Source organism: Micromonospora sp. NPDC006766, from assembly GCF_040636055.1.
Lineage (GTDB): Bacteria > Actinomycetota > Actinomycetes > Mycobacteriales > Micromonosporaceae > Micromonospora.
Map to the genome: position 1 here is coordinate 365,786 of NZ_JBEYIX010000002.1, position 19,946 is coordinate 385,731.

Here is a 19,946-nt window from a genome sequence, read left to right on the forward strand (position 1 = left end):
GACGCAGCGGTCGCGGACCCGGCCGCAGGCGCATCGGTAGGTGTCCGGGAGCAGTCGGCGACAGGTGGGCGTGTCTTCGACCACGCCGGGCGCGGTCGCTGCGGCCCCAATTTCGGACATATGCCCCCACCTCCCGATCCGGGAGCTTACCCGCCGTTACAAATGCCGGTGGCCTGTGTCACTTTGAGGTGCCCGGCCGGGGGATGCTACTTGTGGGTAACATGGCCCGTGGGCAACCGCACAGCAGCCCGCGGTTGACCGGTCGTTAAGTTTCGCGGGAGGCTGCGCCCGTGGCCGGGCGAGTGATCGCTACACCTAACAGGAGGGTCGTCGAAGCGCGATGAACATCGTCGTACTCGTCAAGCAGGTGCCCGATTCGGGCGCGGACCGCAGCCTGCGTTCTGACGACAACACCGTCGACCGCGGCTCGGCGAGCAACGTCATCAATGAGATGGATGAGTATGCCATCGAGGAGGCGTTGAAGATCAAGGAGGCGCACGGCGGTGAGGTCACCATCCTGACCATGGGTCCGGATCGGGCGACCGAGTCGATCCGCAAGGCGCTGTCCATGGGCCCGGACAAGGCCGTCCACGTGGTGGACGACGCCCTGCACGGCTCCTGTGCCCTGGCCACCTCGAAGGTTCTGGCGGCCGCGCTCGGTCAGCTGGGCGCGGATCTGGTGATCTGCGGCGCCGAGTCGACCGACGGCCGCGTCCAGGTCATGCCGCACATGATCGCAGAGCGGCTGGGTGCCGCCGCGCTGACCGGTGCGCGCAAGCTCACCGTCGACGGGTCGACGCTGACCGTCGAGCGACAGACCGAGGAGGGCTACGAGGTGGTCACCGCCTCGACCCCCGCCGTGGTGTCGGTGTGGGACACCATCAACGAGCCGCGTTACCCGTCGTTCAAGGGCATCATGGCCGCCAAGAAGAAGCCGGTGCAGACGCTGTCTCTGGCCGACCTGGGCGTCGCCCCGACGGAGGTGGGCTTCGACGGCGCGACCAGCGCCGTGCTCGAGCACACCAAGCGCCCGCCGCGCTCCGGCGGCGAGAAGATCACCGACGAGGGCGACGGCGGCGTGAAGCTGGTCGAGTTCCTCGCCACCGAGAAGTTCGTGTGAGGGGTCTGGACATGTCTGAGGTTCTCGTCGTCGTCGAAGCCACTCGGGAGTTCGGCGTCAAGAAGGTCACCCTGGAGATGCTCACCCTCGCCCGCGAGCTGGGCACCCCGAGCGCGGTCGTGCTCGGCGGCGCCGGCGCTGCCGAAGCGCTGAGCGCCAAGCTGGGCGAGTACGGCGCGGCCAAGATCTACGCCGCCGAGGGTGAGGAGATCGACGGCTACCTGGTGGCGCCGAAGGCGACCGTGCTGGCCGACCTCGTCAAGCGGGTGCAGCCTGGCGCGGTGCTGCTGGCCTCGTCACAGGAGGGCAAGGAGATCGCCGCCCGGCTGGCCGTGAAGTTGGACAACGGCATTCTGACCGACGTGGTCGCGCTCGACGCGGACGGCACCGCCACGCAGGTCGCCTTCGCCGGCTCCACGATCGTCAAGTCCAAGGTCACCAAGGGGCTGCCGCTGGTCACCGTCCGGCCGAACTCGCTCACCCCGGCCCCGGCCCCGGCCACCCCGGCGGTGGAGCAGCTCACCGTCACCGTCGGCGCGGCCGACAAGCTGGCCCGGGTGGTGCAGCGGGTCGCCGAGCAGAAGGGCACGCGCCCGGAGCTCACCGAGGCCTCGGTCGTGGTCTCCGGCGGCCGTGGGGTCGGCAACGCCGACAACTTCAAGCTCGTCGAGGAGCTGGCCGACCTGCTCGGCGGCGCGGTCGGCGCGTCCCGCGCGGCGGTCGACTCCGGCTTCTACCCGCACCAGTTCCAGGTCGGCCAGACCGGCAAGACCGTGTCCCCGCAGCTGTACATCGCACTGGGCATCTCCGGCGCGATCCAGCACCGGGCGGGCATGCAGACCTCGAAGACCATCGTCGCGGTCAACAAGGACGCCGAAGCGCCGATCTTCGAACTGGCCGACTACGGCGTGGTCGGCGACCTGTTCAAGGTCGTCCCGCAGGCCGCCGAGGAAGTCCGCAAGCGGAAGTGAGCCGAGGAGCTGATCGGCGGGACGGGGAGCCGAGCCCGCCGATCAGCCCGTCAGGGTGCTCCTCTGCTCGGCCGATAGGCTGAGCAGCGATGGCATACCTGGATCATGCGGCGACGACCCCGATGCTCGACGAGGCACTCGAGGCGTACGTCGCCACGGCCCGCGAGGTGGGCAACCCGTCGTCATTGCACGCGGCCGGCCGGCGCGCCCGGCGGCGGGTGGAGGAGTCCCGCGAGCGGGTGGCCGCCGCGCTCGGTGCCCGCCCCTCCGAAGTGATCTTCACCGCGGGCGGTACGGAGAGCGACAACCTTGCCGTGAAAGGCGTGTTCTGGGCCCGCCGCGCCGACCGCGCCGACCGCGCCCGGGTGGTCTCCAGCGCCGTCGAGCACCACGCCGTGCTGGACACGGTCGACTGGCTGGCCGGGCACGAGGGCGCAGAGGTCGGCTGGCTGCCGGTCGACGCCGCCGGCCGGCTCGACCCGGAGCAGCTGCGCACCGAGCTGACCGCGCACGGCGACCGGATCGCCGTGGTCACCGCCATGTGGGCGAACAACGAGGTGGGCACGGTGCAGCCGGTGGCCCAGCTGGCCGCGATCGCCGCCGAGCACGGCGTGCCGTTCCACACCGACGCGGTCCAGGCGGTCGGCCAGGTGCCGGTCGACTTCGCCGCCAGCGGCGTATCCGCGCTCACCGTCACCGGGCACAAGCTCGGCGGCCCGGCCGGCGTCGGCGCGCTGCTGCTGGCCCGGGACGTCGCCGCCACCCCGCTGCTGCACGGCGGCGGCCAGGAGCGGGATGTCCGCTCCGGCACCCTCGACACCGCCGGCATCGTGGCCTTCGCGATCGCCGTCGAGGCCGCGGTGAAGGGCCAGCAGGAGTACGCGACCCGGGTCACCGCACTTCGCGACGAACTGGTCGAGCGGGTCCGGCAGGCCGTCCCCGAGGTGGTCTTCAACGGCGACCCGGTCGATCGGCTGCCCGGCAACGCCCACTTCTCCTTCCCCGGCTGCGAGGGGGACGCGCTGCTGCTCCTCCTGGACGCCCAGGGCATCGCCTGTTCGACCGGCTCGGCGTGCTCGGCCGGGGTGGCTCAGCCCTCGCACGTGCTGCTGGCGATGGCCGCCGACGACGACCGGGCCCGGTCGTCGTTGCGGTTCAGCCTCGGCAACACCAGCACCCGGGCGGACGTCGACGCGCTCATCGCCGCGCTGCCGGGCGCGGTGGAGCGGGCCCGGCGCGCGGCCGCCCTCCGCACCCCCCGTTGACCCGGATACCCTCGGTGGGGATGAGGGGAGTGGGCCGGTGAGGGTTCTGGCGGCAATGTCGGGCGGGGTGGACTCCGCCGTGGCGGCGGCGCGGGCGGTGGAGGCTGGGCACGATGTGACCGGTGTGCACCTGGCACTGGCCCGCAACCCGCAGACCTACCGCACCGGCGCCCGGGGCTGCTGCACCCTGGAGGATTCCCGGGACGCCCGCCGGGCCGCCGACGTGATCGGCATCCCGTTCTACGTCTGGGACATGGCCGATCGGTTCCACTCCGAGGTGGTGGACGACTTCGTCGCCGAGTACGCGGCCGGTCGTACCCCGAACCCGTGCCTGCGCTGCAACGAGAAGATCAAGTTCGCCGCGGTGCTCGACCGGGCGGTCGCCCTCGGCTTCGACGCCGTGGTCACCGGCCACCACGCCCGGCTCGGCCAGGACGGCCTGCTGCGGCGCAGCGTCGACGTGGCCAAGGACCAGTCGTACGTCCTCGCGGTGCTGACCCGCGAGCAGCTCGACCGGTCGATCTTCCCGCTCGGCGACTCCACCAAGGCCGAGGTACGCGCGGAGGCCGCCCGGCGTGGCCTCGCGGTGGCCGACAAGCCCGACTCGCACGACATCTGCTTCATCGCCGACGGCGACACCCGCGGCTTCCTCGCCCAGCGACTCGGCGAGGCCCCGGGCGACGTGGTCGACGCGCTCACCGGTGCGGTGGTCGGCAGCCACACCGGCGCCTACCAGTACACCGTCGGGCAGCGGCGCGGCCTGCACCTGGACCGGCCCGCTGCGGACGGTCGACCCCGCTACGTGCTCTCCATCACTCCGAAGAGCAACACGGTGGTCGTCGGCCCGGCCGAGTCGCTGGAGGTCGCGCAGGTCCGGGCCACCCGCCCGGTCTGGACCGGTGGCGAGCGGCCCGACGCGCCGATCGAGTGTGAGGTGCAGCTGCGGGCGCACGGTGACGTGGTGCCGGCCACCGTGTCGCTGGACGCGGCGCAGCTGCACGCGTCGCTGCGCCGTCCGGTCCGGGGCGTGGCCGCCGGCCAGGCGATCGTGGCCTACCGTCCCGACCCCGAAGGCGACGTGGTGCTCGGCTCGGCCACCATCACCGACTGAGCAGGCTTTTCCCTGTTCTTTCCTGCGGCCCGCCCTGCCGGGCGTGTCACGCCACGGCCGGCACCCCGGTTTTCGCCGCCTTTCGAGCTGATGTCGTGAACGATTCACCCGCCCGTCGGTGGGAGGCGGCCGAGATGTGCCGAGGGGGGCGGATACGGGGGCGAGTCGTTGGTGCTATCAGCTCGAAAGCGTCGTCGGAGGCATGTCTCCCGCCTCGCGCGGCGGCCGGCCGAGGGGTCCGTGCCACCGCGCACCGCACCGGGGTCGCCACCGCACGCCACGTCCGCATCAGCGGCGTAATGGTTGGCGGATAGTCTGCGGCGGTGACTGATCAGCCCTGGCCCTGGCCCGCTGGAGCGGCGACCGCCATCGGTTCGCTGCCCGGCACCGACATCGCCGAGGCACAGCGCATCGTGCTCGGCGAGCTGCCCGCCCTGCCGCACCTGCCGGAGCTGCCCGCCCGGGGCCCCGGCGCGGACCTGATCGGCCGGACCGGCGGCCTCCTCGTCGAACTGCCGGTCGAGCTGTACGCGGCCCGCTGGCGCATCGCCCCGCGCCCCGGCCGGGACCTGCGCCGCGCCCGCGACCTCATGGAACGCGACCTCGACCAGCTCGCCGAGCAGGCCGAGGAGTACGCCGGCCCGGTCAAGGTCCAGGCGGCCGGCCCGTTCACCCTGGCCGCCTCGCTGGAGCTGCCGATCGGCGGCCGGCTGCTCCGCGACCCGGGCGCGGTCCGCGACCTCGCCGGCTCGCTCGCCGAGGGGCTGCGCGGGCACGTCGCGGCGGTCGCCCGTCGCCTGCCCCGCGCATCGGTGCTGCTCCAACTCGACGAGCCGTCCCTGCCGGCGGTGCTGGCCGGGCGGGTGCCCACCGAGAGCGGCTTCGGCACCCACCGGGCGGTGGAACCGGAAGTCGCCCGGACGCTGCTGCGCGGCGTGATCGAGGCGGCCGGGACGCCGACCGTGGTGCACTGCTGCGCGCCCGACGTGCCGCTGGAGCTGATCCGGGCCGCCGGGGCGGTCGGTGTCGCCCTCGACCTCGGCCTGGTCACCGACCTGGATCCGCTCGGCGAGGCGATCGACGCCGGCCTCGGGCTGCTGGCCGGCGCCGCGCCCACGCTGCCCCCGTCCACCGGTCGCGCGCCGACCTCGGCCCAGGTCGCCGACCGGGTACGACAGCTCTGGGACCGGCTCGGCTTCCCCCGCCGCCGGCTCGCCGAACAGGTGGTGGTCACCCCCGCCTGCGGCCTGGCCGGCGCCACCCCGGCGTACGCCCGGGCGGTCCTCACCGCCTGTCGGGACGCCGGCCGGCGTCTGGCCGAGGAATGAGGTTTGCTTCGGTGCCCGCGCCCAGCTCAGGGCAGGTGACGGGCCGATTGTCAGCCCCGCCCGCTACCGTGCGGAGGTAGCACGATCACGGGAGGTCGACCGGTGTCACAAGGCGGCAGGGTGTCCGAGGAAGCGGTTCCCCAGGCGGTCAGCGCCGCGCAGGAGGCGGCGGCGGGCGCCGAGCCGACCCCGCAGGCGCGGGAGCGGCACGCCACGCTGAGTCAGGAGCTCACCGAGCACCAGTACCGCTACTACGTGCTCGACGCGCCGACCATCACCGACGCCGAGTTCGACCGGCAGCTGCGCGAGCTGGAGGCGCTCGAAGCGGAATATCCGGCGCTGCGCACCCCCGACTCGCCGACCCAGCGGGTCGGCGGCACCTTCTCCACCGACTTCACCCCGGTCACCCACGCCGAGCGGATGCTCTCGCTCGACAACGCCTTCGCCGACGAGGAGCTGGCCGCCTGGGCCGAGCGGGTCGAGCGGGACGCCGGCGGCCCGACGCCCTACCTCTGCGAGCTGAAGGTCGACGGCCTGGCCATCAACCTGACCTACGAGAAGGGCCGGCTGGTCCGGGCCGCCACCCGGGGCGACGGGCGCACCGGCGAGGACGTCACCGCCAACGTACGCAGCATCAAGGGCGTGCCGGCCCGGCTGACCCCCGCCGACGACTTCCCGGACGTGCCGGAGTTGCTGGAGGTGCGCGGCGAGATCTACTTCCCGGTCGCCGCCTTCGCCGACCTCAACGCCGGCCTGGTCGAGCAGGGCAAGGCGCCGTTCGCCAACCCGCGCAACGCCGCCGCCGGCAGCCTGCGCCAGAAGGACCCGCGGATCACCGCCACCCGGCCATTGCGCCTCGTGGTGCACGGCATCGGTGCCCGCCGGGGCTTCCAGCCGGCGACGCAGTCCGAGTCGTACGCGGCGCTCAAGGCGTGGGGGCTGCCGACCAGCGACCGCTGGCGAGTGGTGCCCGATCTGGCCGGGGTGGCGGAATACATCGGCCACTACGCCGCGCATCGGCACGACGTCGAGCACGAGATCGACGGCGTGGTGGTCAAGGTCGACCCGGTTTCCATCCAGGGGCGGCTCGGCTCGACCAGCCGCGCGCCGCGCTGGGCGATTGCCTTCAAATACCCGCCGGAGGAGGTGACCACCAAGCTGCTCGACATCGACGTCAACGTCGGCCGCACCGGCCGGGTCACCCCGTTCGCCGTCCTCGAACCGGTCCGCGTGGCCGGCTCCACGGTCGCGCTGGCCACCCTGCACAACGCCCGCGAGGTGGAGCGCAAGGGCGTGCTGATCGGCGACACCGTGGTGCTGCGCAAGGCCGGCGACGTCATCCCCGAGGTGCTCGGCCCGGTGGTCGACCTGCGCCCCGCCGACGCCCGCCCGTTCGTCATGCCGGACACCTGCCCGGCCTGCGGCACCCCGCTGCGACCGGAGAAGGAAGCGGATGTCGACATCCGCTGCCCCAACACCCGCAGCTGTCCCGCCCAGCTGCGGGAGCGGGTCTTCCACCTGGCCGGCCGGGGCGCCTTCGACATCGAGGTGCTCGGCTACAAGGGCGCTGCGGCCCTGCTCGACGCGGGGATCATCCAGGACGAGGGCGACCTGTTCGCCCTCGACGCCGAGCAGCTCGCCCGTTCGCCGTTCTTCGTCAACAAGGACGGCAGCCTGGGCAGCAACGCCACCAAGCTGCTGGACAACCTGGCCGTGGCCAAAGAACGGGACCTGTGGCGGGTGCTGGTCGCGCTCTCCATCCGGCACGTCGGCCCGACCGCGGCGCAGGCCCTCGCCCGGCACTTCCGCTCGATCGAGGCGATCAAGACCGCCGGCGAGGAGGAGCTGTCCTCGGTGGACGGCGTCGGCCCGACCATCGCCGCCAGCCTCAAGGAATGGTTCGCCGTCGACTGGCACCAGGAGGTCGTCCGCAAGTGGGCCGAGGCCGGCGTACGGATGGCCGAGGAGGCCGGCGAGGAGGGGCCGCGCCCCCTCGAAGGGGTGACCGTGGTGGTGACCGGCACCCTGGCCGGGTTCAGCCGGGACCAGGCCTCCGAGGCGATCCAGAGCCGGGGCGGCAAGGTCACCGGTTCGGTTTCCAAGAAGACCAGCTTCGTGGTGGTCGGGGACAATCCCGGCTCCAAGGCCGACAAGGCGGCCAGCCTGAAACTGCCGGTCCTCGACGAGGAGGGTTTCCGGGTGCTGCTGGAGTCCGGCCCGGAAGCGGCCCGGGAGGTGGCCCGCGTCGAGGGCTGACACCAGGCGCGAGGTGAAACTTGCGGGGCGTCACCGCGTATACCAACTTAATTACGACTCCGACCGATTCGTGACTGTCGTGTGGGGGAATTCGACCCCGAGGGCGTTTGATTGGCGTACGGCGTGTGAACGGCACACGCCTGGGCCGTCCCCGGGAGGTGCGATGGAGACCGGCGACCCGCGCAACTCCGTACCGCCCGGGCGGGGCGCGCCGTTCTTCGGGTTCGTCGTCGCGGTCGGTGTCCTGGCCGTGCTCGTCTCGGCCGGTCCACTGGCCCGGCTGCCCGACCGGCTGCCCGACCTGCCGGCCGCGTTCTGGACCATGGCGGCGCTCGCCGTCGCCTGTGACGCCCGACCGTTCGTGCCACCCGGCCGGCGTCGGGCCTCGGCGGTCTTCCCGTCGACCTGCTTCACCTTCGCCATCCTGCTCGGCTGGGGGCTCGGCCCGGCCGTCGCCGTGCAGGCTGTGGCGGTGGCCGTCTCCGGCTGGCGGCTGGGATACGCCCTGTGGCGGACCGGCTTCAACGCCGCCCAGTACGCCTGCGCGCTCGGCGCCGCGTACCTGGTCACCCGGCTCGGTGCCGGCGACCTCTTCCACGGCGGGCAGCTGCACTGGGCGGAAGTGGCGGCGGTGGGCGGCGCCGCCGCGGCCTGGTTCGCGGTCAACTACGGCCTGGTCACCACCGCGATCCGGCTGCGCTTCGGCGCCCGCTGGTGGCCCCGGGTCCGGCTCGGCCTGGGATATGAACTGCTCTCCACCGGCTCGCTGCTGCTGCTCGCCCCGGTGCTGATCGCCGCCGCCCGGGCCAGCGCCGCGCTGATCCCGCTGGTGCTGGTGCCGCTGTTCGCCGTGTATCGAATGGCCCGGCTCTCCACCGAGCGGGAGCAGTTGGCGGCCCTCGACCCGCTCACCGGGCTGCCCAACCGCAAGGCGCTGCTCGCCGAGGTGGCCGAGCAGGTGCACCTGCACGCCGAACGGGCCGCCCGCGGCGCGCCGGACGCCCACCTGGCCCTGCTGCTGCTCGACCTGGACCGGTTCAAGCACGTCAACGATGCCCTCGGGCACGCGGTGGGCGATCGGCTGCTGGTCGAGGTGAGCGCCCGGCTGACCGGCGTGGTGGGCGAGGGCGACCTGGTGGCCCGCCTCGGCGGCGACGAGTTCGCCATCGTCGTACCCCGGCTCACCGGCACCGACGACGCGCGTGAGCTGGCCGACCGGGTGGTCGCCGCGCTGGCCGAACCGGTACCGCTGGACGGGCTGCCGCTGGACGTGGGCGGCTCGATCGGCATCGCGATCTTTCCCGAGCACGGCGAGGACTTCGTCACCCTGATGCGCCACGCCGACGTGGCCATGTACGACGCCAAGCACCGCAACGACACCGTTGCCGTGTACGCGGCCGAGTCCGACCACAACTCCGCGGAACGGCTCAGCCTCCTCGCCGACCTGCGCCGCGTCCTGGAGGCCACGCCGGCGGTCGCCGCCGAGGAAACACCCGGCGTACGCGGGGGTGACGGTGCCGCCCTCGCTCCCGCGCCTGGCCTGGCCGGGCCCACCCGCAACGGACGGGCCCTGCCCCGCAACGGTGGCCGTGCCGGCGGCGAGACCCGGCCGGGCGACGAGTCGGGGCGGTGGCGGCTGCGGCGGCGCGAACGCGTCGAGGCACCGCACGACGACGAGCTGATCAACCGGATCGTCGCCAACGCCGATCCGATCCGCCGTCGGGCCGGCCGGGACGCCGCCACCAACGAGGCCGTTGCCGGCCTCCACATCGATGGTCCGCCCGTGGCCGGCGGCACGGACGACCCGGCCGGGGACCCGGGTGAGATCACGATGTATTACCAGCCGCAGATCGAGATCGCCACCGGTGAGGTGGTCGGGGTCGAGGCGTTGCTGCGCTGGCGGCACCCGCGCCGGGGCATGGTCGACCCGGGGGAGCTGATCCAGGTCGCCGAGCAGAGCGCGGTGATGCGGCTGCTCACCCGGCGGGTGGTGAACGACGTGGTGGGGCAGCTCGCCAAGTGGTCGGCGGCCGGCATCACGCTGCGGGCCGCGCTCAACGTCAGCGTCCGGGACCTGCACACCGGCGAGATCGCCGACCAGATCGCCGACCGGCTCGCCGGCTACGGCGTACCCCCGGACCGGCTCCAGGTGGAGATCACCGAGGGTGCCCTGATGGCCGACCCGCGGCGGGTGCTGGCCAGCATCTCGCAGCTGCACCGGATCGGCGTGGGCATCGCGTTGGACGACTTCGGCACCGGCTACTCGTCGTTGCAGCACCTGCGCCGGCTGCCGCTGTCCGAGGTGAAGGTGGACCGGTCGTTCGTCCTCGGCATGGTCGAGGACCCGGACGACGCGGCGATCGTCCGGTCGATGATCGAACTGGCCGGGGCGCTCGGGCTGCGCGTGGTGGCCGAGGGCGTGGAGGACGAGCGCACCTGGCGGCTGCTGCACGCCGCCGGCTGCGACATCGCCCAGGGCTGGTTCCACGCCCGGCCGATGCCGGCCGGGGAGCTGGTCGCCTGGCTGGCCCGCTACCGCCCGGTCCACCCGGTGGCGGCCGCCGACGCGGAGGGGCAGCGTCAGCATCCGCGTGGTTGACCACTTCCCCGGCGGTGCGGGCCGGCCGCCTCGGGCGGTCGCCGCCCGGGGAGCCGGAGGCACCGCCGGAGGGCCAGACACATAGACTCGGCGCGGCACCACCTGCGCGGCACGCGGGCAGGTCGGGCACGCAGCACTCAGCCAGGAAGGGGTCGTCATGGCCGCCATCTCCCGCGAGGAGGTCGCGCATCTCGCGCGACTGTCGCGGCTCGCCGTCACCGAGGAGGAGCTGGACACGTTCGCCGGCCAGCTCGACGTGATCCTCCAGTCGGTGGCCCAGGTCGGTGAGGTCGCCGCGGCGGACATCCCGCCGACCTCCCACTCGGTGCCGCTGACCAACGTCCTGCGTGAGGACGTGGTGGTGCCCGGGCTGACCTCGCAGGAGGCGTTGTCGGGTGCGCCCGACGTCGAGGAGCAGCGGTTCCGCGTTCCGCGGATTCTGGACGAGGATGTGGCCTCATGAGCGACCTGACCAGACTGACCGCGAGTGAGATCGCGGGGCTCGTGGCGAGCGGGGATACCTCCGCCGTCGAGGTGACCCGGGCCCACCTGGACCGGATCGCCGCCGTCGAGGACCGGGTGCACGCGTTCCTGCACGTCGACACCGAGGGCGCGCTGGCCGCTGCCCGTGCGGTCGACGAGCGCCGGGCGGCCGGCGACGAGTTGGGCCCCCTCGCGGGCGTGCCCGTCGCCGTGAAGGACGTGCTCACCACCAAGGGCGTGCCGACCACCGTCGGCTCGAAGATCCTCGAGGGCTGGCGCCCGCCGTACGACGCGACGATCGTGCAGCGGCTGCGCGACGCGGGCACGGTGATGCTCGGCAAGACCAACATGGACGAGTTCGCGATGGGCTCTTCCACCGAATACTCCGCGTACGGGCCGACGCGTAACCCGTGGGACCTCGACCGCATTCCGGGCGGCTCCGGCGGCGGCAGCGCCGCGGCCCTCGCCGCGTACGAGGCGCCGCTGTCGATCGGCTCGGACACCGGCGGCTCGATCCGCCAGCCGGGCGCGGTCACCGGCACCGTCGGCGCGAAGCCCACCTACGGCGGCACCTCCCGGTACGGACTGGTCGCCTTCTCCTCCTCGCTGGACACCCCCGGCCCGTGCGCCCGTACGGTGCTGGACGCCGCGCTGCTGCACCAGGTGATCGGCGGGCACGACCCGCGTGACTCCACCTCCATCCCGGCTCCCGTGCCGGACGTGGTCGGCGCGGCGAAGCTGGGCGCGACCGGCGACCTGACCGGCGTCAAGCTCGGCGTGGTCACCGAGTTCACCGGCGAGGGCGCCGAGCCGGGCGTGATGGCCGCGTTCCGCGAGTCCGCGGAGGCCCTGGCCAAGCTGGGCGCCGAGATCGTCGAGGTCTCCTGCCCGCACTTCAAGTACGCGCTGCCGGCGTACTACCTGATCGCGCCGAGCGAGTGCTCCTCGAATCTGGCCCGGTTCGACGGCGTCCGGTTCGGCCTGCGGGTCGGCGACGACGGCAACCGGTCGCTGGAGGAGGTCATGTCGCTGACCCGCGAGGCCGGCTTCGGTCCCGAGGTCAAGCGGCGCATCATGATCGGCACGTACGCCCTCTCCTCGGGCTACTACGACGCCTACTACGGCCAGGCGCAGAAGGTCCGCACCCTGATCACCCGGGACTTCACCGCGGCCTTCGAGCGAGTGGACGCGCTCATCTCGCCGACCACCCCGTTCGTGGCGTTTCCGATCGGGGCGCGCACCTCCGACCCGTACCAGATGTACCTGGCCGACCTGTTCACCATTCCGACCAACCTGTACGGCGGTCCGGCCATCTCGGTTCCGTGTGGCCTCTCCGAGGGGCTGCCGGTCGGTTTCCAGATCATGGCGCCGACGATGGCCGACGACCGGATGTACCGGGTCGCCGCCGCCCTGGAGTCCGCGGTCGGCACGTTCACCCCGCCCGCGCTCTGACGCGCACGCACCGCCACGGCCGGCGTCGACGGGAAACTCCCGTCGACGCCGGCCGTGGCGTCAAGCCGGGCTACGGCGCCACCCGGCGACACGCGGTCACCGTTCGATCCATTACGCCTCACCCCTGGTCCTGATTGGATATTGTCGGATTCCCCTGGCAACCGCGACTGCCTTGCTCGATCAATTTCCTGGACGGGGCGATGAAGAAGCTGCAGCCCATCATGATTTTCTGCGTGCTCCTGGCGCTGCTCTTCGGCACGGCTCAGCCGGCGGCTGCCGCGACCATCACCATCACGTCCGGCCCGCCCACCTCTTCGGTCACCGCCTACGAGACGTATCCGACGCACACGTTCACGGCGTCGGGTGGCACCGCGCCGTACACGTTGGCGTTGCGGGCGGGTGCGTTGCCGCCGGGGATGGCGTTGGCGTCGCTGGCGCGGACCTTGTCGGGCACGCCGACCACGCCGGGCACCTACGATTTCGAGATTCGGCTGACCGATTCGGCCGGCCTCTACGCGGAGCAGGCCGTCACCATCGTGGTGGTCGCACCGAAGATCACCATCACCTCGGGTGCCCCGGCGTCCCCGGTCACTGCCTATGAGGCGTATCCGACGCACACGTTCACGGCGTCGGGTGGCACCGCGCCGTACACGTTGGCGTTGCGGGCGGGTGCGTTGCCGCCGGGGATGGCGTTGGCGTCGCTGGCGCGGACCTTGTCGGGCACGCCGACCACGCCGGGCACCTACGATTTCGAGATCCGGCTGACTGACGCGCACGGCTTCTACGCCGAGCAGGATGTGACCGTCGTGGTGGTGGCACCCACGATCACCATGACCTCGGGCGTACCCACCTCGCCTTGGTACATCGGTCAGCCGTACCCGACGCACACGTTCACGGCCTCGGGCGGCACCGCGCCGTACACGTTGGCGTTGCGGGCGGGTGCGTTGCCGCCGGGATTGGCGTTGGCGTCGCTGGCGCGGACCATGTCGGGCACGCCGACCGCCACGGGCAGCTACCAGTTCGAGGTTCGGCTGATCGACGCGAACGGCTTCTACGTCGAGCAGGACGTCACGGTCGTCATCGCCGACCCGGCAGCCACCATCACGTCGGGGGCGCCGCCCAAGGGCACGGTCGGTAAGGCGTACTCGTTCCGGTTCACGGCCGCCGGCGACTCCAACATCACGTTCAGTGTGGCCGCCGGCGACCTTCCTGGTGGGCTCGACCTCGGCGCGGACGGCGCGCTCAGCGGCACTCCGAAGACCGAGGGCAGCTTCACCTTCACGGTCAAGGCAACCGGCAGGGCGACGAGCGCCACGGCCGAGGTGACCGTCGTCATCGGCGCCGCGCCCTCCTCGCCGACCCCAACCCCGACCCCGACCCCGACGGCGACGGCGACGGCGACTCCGACGCCAGACCCGACGTCGACCTCGCCGGGCACGCCGGGGACGGCGACGCCGTCGGCCACGGCCGGGCCCGGGCTTCCGATCACCGGATCGAACCTGGCCAGCATGCTGCTGCTGGGCGTCGCCGCGATCGCCATCGGTGGGATGGTCCTCATCGCGGTCCGCGTCCGCCGCCAGCGGTTCACGGCGGGTGGGTGACGCCCCACCGAGGCGGGGCAGGCCGAGCGGCATGTGGTGTCCACTAACGTTCGCCGGGTTGGCGCTGCAGAGAGTTGTCGTACCGGTGGTGTTGGGTGTTGTTCGTGCCTCGCCGTAGGGATCCAGCCGCGCCTCGGGTCGTGCATCGCACGGCGCGTGTCGCTCTGCGGGTGACGGCTGGGCAGCGGCGGCGGTGTTTCGGGCTGTTGCGCTCGGCCGGTGACGTGTGGGCGTGCGTGTTGGAGATCAACGGGTGGCGGCGCCACCGTCGCGACGTGCCGCTGGCTGGTTATAAGGAGTTGTTTCGGGAGCTGGCCGAGTCGGGGCCGGGCACGTTCGGCGAGTTGGATTCGGCGGGTGCCCGGTCGGTGTTGCGCCGGTTCTCGGATGCGTGGTTCGCCGCAGCGAAACGCCGCAGGGAGGGTGATTCGTCGGCGCGGTTTCCGCGCCGCCGCCGTGGGGTAATGCCGGTGCGTTGGTATCACGGCACCTTTGGCCTTGACGAGCGGCGGGTGCGGATCCCGGTGGTCAAGGGCAGACCGCCGTTGTGGGTCAGGTTGGCGCGGGAAGTGCCGTATCCGGTCGATCAGATTCGGTCGGTCACTCTGCTGTGTGAGGGCGGTCGCCTATTCCTGGACGTGACCGCCGAAGTCCCGGTGGCCACCTATGCGCCGGGTGAGGGGCCGGACCCAGGCCGGGTCGCCGGGGTGGATCTCGGAATCATCCACCCCTATGCCGTGGCCGGCCCGGATGGTGAGGGCCTGTTGGTGTCGGGGCGGGCGATCCGCGCCGAGCACCGCATGCACCTGGCCGACACGAAAACTCGCCGCCGTGCGGTCGCCCACCGAGCGCCAAAACCCGGCCAGGAGGGGTCGCGGCGGTGGCGCAGGTACCGGCGCCGGGCACGATTGGTGGAGGGCCGGCATCGGCGGCGGGTCCGGCAGGCCCAGCACGAGGCCGCCGGAATGGTCGTCGCCTGGGCCGTTGAGCAGCGGGTTGGTGTGCTCAAGGTCGGCGACCCGCGCGGGGTCCTCGACATCGATGCGGGGCGGCGGCACAACCTGCGGTTGCGGCAGTGGCAGATCGGCCGTCTTCGGCAAGTCCTGGAAGACAAGGCCACCCAAGCGGGCATCGTTGTCGACCCAGTTAACGAACGAGGCACCTCGTCGACCTGCCCCGCCTGCCTCCGGCGGGTGCCGAAACCCCGTGGGCGGACTCTGACCTGCCCGCACTGCCGCTTCTCCGGGCACCGCGACCTGGTCGCGGCCGCCATCATCGCCACCCGCACCCCGGGCGGCGGACCCACCACTTCAACAGCCGTTGTGCTGCCGGAGGTGGTCACGCACCGTCGAGCCGGCCGGCACCTACCCGGTGCCGGCCGGTCCCGGCGTGATCCCCGTCGCCCACTCGTGGCGGCGCGAGGATCAGTTGGCCTGCGGAGGCCCGCCCCACCACCACCCGGTGATGGGGAGTCGCTCGCCAATCGGCGAGGATTTACAACACCATCGGACCCCCGGTGAACGTTAGTGAACACCGCACTAGGCTTGGCCCGTTGTTTCCGGATGCCGCCGCGCGCCGGCTGCCGCCCGAAAGCTGGAGTATCTGATGACCACGACGCTGCCCGTGTACGACGAGGTCGTCGCGCGGTACGAACCGGTGATCGGCCTGGAGACCCACGTCGAGCTGGGCACGAACACCAAGATGTTCTGCGGTTGCCCGACCGACTTCGGCGGCGAGCCGAACACCCGGGTCTGCCCCGTCTGCCTGGGCCTGCCCGGCTCGCTGCCGGTGGCCAACAAGGCCGCCATCGAGGCGACCATCCGGATCGGGCTGGCGCTGAACTGCTCGATCGCGCAGTGGTGCCGGTTCGCCCGGAAGAACTACTTCTACCCGGACATGCCGAAGGACTTCCAGATCAGCCAGTACGACGAGCCGCTCTGCTTCGACGGCTACCTGGACGTCGAGGTCAACGGCGAGCTGGTGCGGATCGGCATCGAGCGGGTGCACCTGGAGGAGGACACCGGCAAGACGCTGCACGTCGGTGGCGCCACCGGCCGGATCCACGGCGCGACCGAGTCGCTGGTCGACTACAACCGGGCCGGCATTCCGCTCGTCGAGATCGTCACCAAGCCGATCCCCGGCACCGGCGCGCTCGCGCCGGAGGTGGCCCGGGCGTACGTCACCGAGCTGCGCGACGTGCTCCGCTCGCTGGGCGTCTCCGACGTCCGGATGGAGGAGGGCTCGCTGCGCTGCGACGTCAACACCTCGCTGAACAGGCCGGGCGAGGAGTGGGGCACCCGCACCGAGACCAAGAACGTCAACTCGCTGCGCTCGGTCGAGCGGGCGGTCCGCTCGGAGATGCTGCGCCAGGCGTCGGTGCTCGACGCCGGCGGCAAGATCACCCAGGAGACCCGGCACTTCCACGAGGACACCGGGGACACCACGCCCGGCCGGTCCAAGGAGACCGCCACCGACTACCGTTACTTCCCGGAGCCCGACCTGGTCCCGCTCGCCCCGGACACCGCCTGGGTGGCCGAGCTGAAGGCCGCCCTGCCGGAGCTGCCCCGGCTGCACCGCCGCCGGCTGCAGGAGCAGTGGGGCCTGTCCGACCTGGACATGCAGTCCGTGCTGAACGCCGGTGCGGTCGAGCTGATCGAGGCCACCGTGGCCGCCGGCACCACCCCGGCCGCCGCCCGCAAGTGGTGGCTGGGCGAGCTGTCCCGCCGGGCCAACGAGACCGGCGTCGAGCTCGCCGACATCGGGGCCACCCCGGCGCAGGTAGCCGAGCTGCAGGGCCTGGTCGACGCTGGCAAGCTCAACGACAAGCTGGCCCGTACCGTCCTGGAGGGCGTGGTGGTCGGCGAGGGCTCGCCGACCGAGATCATGACCAACCGGGGCCTGGAGGTGGTCTCCGACACCGGCGCGCTGACCGCCGCCGTGGACGAGGCGATCGCCGCCAACCCGGACGTCGCCGACAAGATCCGTAGCGGCAAGGTCGCCGCGGCCGGCGCCCTGGTCGGCGCGGTCATGAAGACCACCCGCGGCCAGGCGGACGCCAAGACCGTCCGCGACCTGATCCTGGCGCGCCTCGGCCAGGCGTAAGGAAGGGCCCCTTCTTAACGCCTCGTGCATAGGAGGGGCCCCCTCTTAACACCCTCCCGGAAGGCCGCCGCCGTGACCCGGCGGCGGCCTCCGACCGTTTCGACCAGGCGCGTGATCCGCGCCGTTCCCTCGCGTGGGCGTCAACGGCGACGCCCGGATGGAGTCATCGTGAACCAGCACGACCTCGACGTCCTCGACGAGATCCAGCGGCGGGTGCTCTGGCTCGCCACCCGCATCGTGGACGCGGCCAACCATGACCGGAACACGGGCGACGGGGTGAAGGTCGGTGGCCATCAGGCGTCCAGCGCCTCCCTGGTCACCTCGATGACCGCGCTCTGGTTCGCCCACCTGAACGGCGAGGACCGGGTCGCGGTCAAGCCGCACGCCTCGCCCGTCTTCCACGCCATCCAGTACCTGCTCGGCAACCTGGACCGGTCGTACCTGCCGAAGCTGCGGGCGCGCGGCGGGTTGCAGTCGTACCCGTCGCGGACCAAGGACCCGGACGAGGTGGACTTCTCGACCGGCTCGGTGGGCCTGGGCGCCGCCGCACCGCTGTTCGCCGCGGTCACCCGCCGCTACGTCGACGCCCACTTCGGCGAGCGGCCGAGCTCCCGGTTCGTCGCCCTCATCGGCGACGCCGAGCTGGACGAGGGCAACATCTGGGAGGCCGTCGCCGACCCGGCCACCACTGGGCTGGGCAACGTGATGTGGCTGGTCGACTTCAACCGCCAGTCGCTGGATCGGGTTGTTCCGGGCATCCGGATCAACCAGTGGCGCGGCCAGTTCGAGGCCGCCGGCTGGCACGTCGTCGAGGTCAAGTACGGCCGCAAGCTCGCCGAGGCGTACGCCCGGCCGGGCGGCGAGGCGCTGCGCGACTGGATCGACCGGATGCCGAACGAGCAGTACCAGTCGCTGTTCGGGCTCGCCGGAGCGGACCTGCGCAAGCAGTTCCTCGACGGCGCTCCGGCCGAGGTGTCCGCCTTCGTGGCCGACATTCCCGACGACGAGTTGGGCCCGCTCGTTACCGACCTGGGCGGGCACGACCTCGAGGCGATGCTCGACGCGTACGCCCAGTGCGACGCGGTCACCGACCGGCCCAGCGTGGTCTTCGCCTACACCGTCAAGGGCTGGGGGCTGCCGATCGCCGGCAACCCGCGCAACCACTCCGCGCTGCTCACCACCGAGCAGGTCGACGCGCTGCGCGTCGCGCACGGCCTGACGGCCGAGACCGAGTGGGACCGCCTCGACCCGGCGTCCCCGGCCGGCATCCGGGCCGCCGCGCGCCGGGAGGCGCTGTCCCGCGCGCCGCGCGAGCGGGCGCTGGGGGTCACCGTGCCCGAAACCACGAGGGTACGCGCGAACAAGCCCGTCTCCACCCAGGAGGTTTTCGGCCGGGTGCTGGTCGACCTGGCCCGGGACGCGAACGTGGCCCCCTACCTGGTCACCACCGCACCGGACGTGGCCACCTCCACCAACCTGGCCGGGTTCATCAACAAGACCGGCGTGTTCGCCCCCACCGAGCAGCGGTCCTGGACCGAGGACCGGATGCTGCGCTGGACGGAGAGCCCGGCGGGCCAGCACATCGAGCTGGGCATCTCCGAGATGAACCTGTTCCTGCTGCTCGGTCAGCTCGGTCTGTCGTGGGACCTGTCCGGGCAGCCGCTGCTGCCGGTCGGCACGGTCTACGACCCGTTCGTGCTGCGCGGCCTGGACGCCTTCCTCTACGGCACCTACTCCGGTTCCCGGTTCGTGGTCGCCGGCACCCCGTCCGGCATCACGCTCGCCCCGGAGGGCGGCGCCCACCAGTCCACCATCACCGCCTCGGTCGGCTTGGAGCTGCCCGGCGTCACCTTCCTCGAGCCCGCGTACGCCGGCAGCCTCGACTGGCTGCTCTGCGACGCGCTCGGCCAGATCGCGCAGGGGGCGGCGCCCGCCGCCACCGCCGCACCGGCCGAGGACGGGGCGTACTACTTCCGGCTCAGCACCCGGCCGATCGACCAGGCGCCGTTCGAGGCGGCCCGGGCCCGGCTCGGTGACGCGGTGCTGCGCCGGCAGGTGGTGGCCGGGGCGTACCGGCTGGTGGACGCGCACGAGGCGTACCCGCACCTGGCGGACGCCCCGGTCGTGCAGCTCGCCGCCTCCGGCGCGGTGCTGCCCGAGGTCCTCGCCGCCGCCGCCGAGCTGGCCGAGGAGGGCATCGCCGCGCACGTGATCGACGTGACGAGCCTGGACCGGCTCTACCGGGCCTGGCAGCGGACCCTGCGCCAGGGCGTACGCACGGCGACCGTGCCGAGCGTGCCCGGCGCGCTGCGGTCGGCCTTCGTCGACCGGGTGCCGGTGGTGACCGTGCACGACGCGGCGTCGCACGCGATGGCCTGGCTCGGCTCGGCCCTCGCCGCCCCGGCGGTCCCGCTCGGGGTGGACGAGTTCGGCCAGTCCGGCAGCGTCCAAGAGCTGTACGACCTGCACGACCTGCTACCCGGCAGCATCGTCAACGCCGCCCTAGCCGCCCTCTCCCTCCGCTAACAACCCCCACCCCACCCCACCCCCACCCCACCCCACCCCCACCCCACCCCCCTCCGCCGCGATCATGGAGTTGTGGTTGTTCGCGAAAGCCGTGAACCCGGCAGAATCGGACACCACAACTCCATGATCGAC

Annotated in this window: 13 protein-coding genes; all 13 read left to right on the forward strand. The window is 72.4% G+C overall.

The window, feature by feature from the left end; translation table 11 throughout:
• Positions 1–340 precede the first annotated feature (340 nt).
• Positions 341–1,120, forward strand: coding sequence for an electron transfer flavoprotein subunit beta/FixA family protein (locus ABZ671_RS05535; protein WP_357851652.1), 780 nt, complete (start codon positions 341–343; stop codon positions 1,118–1,120).
• A gap of 11 nt (positions 1,121–1,131) precedes the next feature.
• Positions 1,132–2,091, forward strand: coding sequence for an electron transfer flavoprotein subunit alpha/FixB family protein (locus ABZ671_RS05540; RefSeq protein WP_357851655.1), 960 nt, complete (start codon positions 1,132–1,134; stop codon positions 2,089–2,091).
• An 89-nt stretch (positions 2,092–2,180) separates the two neighbouring features.
• Positions 2,181–3,356, forward strand: a complete 1,176-nt coding sequence (locus ABZ671_RS05545) for a cysteine desulfurase family protein (protein ID WP_357851658.1) — start codon at positions 2,181–2,183, stop codon at positions 3,354–3,356.
• Positions 3,357–3,393: 37 nt separating this feature from the next.
• Positions 3,394–4,467: a tRNA 2-thiouridine(34) synthase MnmA gene (gene mnmA / locus ABZ671_RS05550; RefSeq protein WP_357851661.1), complete on the forward strand. Its 1,074-nt coding sequence runs from the start codon at positions 3,394–3,396 to the stop codon at positions 4,465–4,467.
• A gap of 323 nt (positions 4,468–4,790) precedes the next feature.
• On the forward strand, positions 4,791–5,795 hold the full coding sequence (locus ABZ671_RS05555) for a methionine synthase (protein WP_357851664.1): 1,005 nt from the start codon (positions 4,791–4,793) through the stop codon (positions 5,793–5,795).
• 120 nt (positions 5,796–5,915) lie between these two features.
• Positions 5,916–8,051 (forward strand): NAD-dependent DNA ligase LigA, encoded by a 2,136-nt coding sequence (gene ligA / locus ABZ671_RS05560; protein ID WP_357851667.1) that lies wholly within the window; start codon positions 5,916–5,918, stop codon positions 8,049–8,051.
• 163 nt (positions 8,052–8,214) lie between these two features.
• A complete protein-coding gene (locus tag ABZ671_RS05565) occupies positions 8,215–10,650 on the forward strand; it encodes an EAL domain-containing protein (protein WP_357851670.1) in 2,436 nt (811 codons plus the stop codon).
• Between the two features lie 157 nt (positions 10,651–10,807).
• The gene (gatC, locus tag ABZ671_RS05570) at positions 10,808–11,113 is read left to right on the forward strand and encodes an Asp-tRNA(Asn)/Glu-tRNA(Gln) amidotransferase subunit GatC (RefSeq protein ID WP_357851673.1); all 306 of its coding nucleotides are present in this window, start codon (positions 10,808–10,810) and stop codon (positions 11,111–11,113) included.
• On the forward strand, positions 11,110–12,585 hold the full coding sequence (gene gatA / locus ABZ671_RS05575; protein ID WP_357851676.1) for an Asp-tRNA(Asn)/Glu-tRNA(Gln) amidotransferase subunit GatA: 1,476 nt from the start codon (positions 11,110–11,112) through the stop codon (positions 12,583–12,585). The genes gatC and gatA overlap by 4 nt, the downstream gene beginning before the upstream one ends.
• A 200-nt stretch (positions 12,586–12,785) precedes the next feature.
• Entirely contained in the window at positions 12,786–14,186 is a 1,401-nt protein-coding gene (locus ABZ671_RS05580) for an Ig domain-containing protein (protein WP_357851679.1), read from the forward strand.
• A gap of 224 nt (positions 14,187–14,410) precedes the next feature.
• Positions 14,411–15,706 carry a transposase gene (locus ABZ671_RS05585; RefSeq protein WP_357851747.1) on the forward strand — a complete coding sequence of 432 codons (1,296 nt, stop codon included), beginning with the start codon at positions 14,411–14,413 and terminating at the stop codon, positions 15,704–15,706.
• 85 nt (positions 15,707–15,791) lie between these two features.
• Positions 15,792–17,288 carry an Asp-tRNA(Asn)/Glu-tRNA(Gln) amidotransferase subunit GatB gene (gene gatB, locus ABZ671_RS05590; RefSeq protein WP_357851682.1) on the forward strand — a complete coding sequence of 499 codons (1,497 nt, stop codon included), beginning with the start codon at positions 15,792–15,794 and terminating at the stop codon, positions 17,286–17,288.
• A 168-nt stretch (positions 17,289–17,456) separates the two neighbouring features.
• Positions 17,457–19,814, forward strand: coding sequence for a transketolase C-terminal domain-containing protein (locus ABZ671_RS05595; protein ID WP_357851685.1), 2,358 nt, complete (start codon positions 17,457–17,459; stop codon positions 19,812–19,814).
• Positions 19,815–19,946 lie beyond the last annotated feature (132 nt).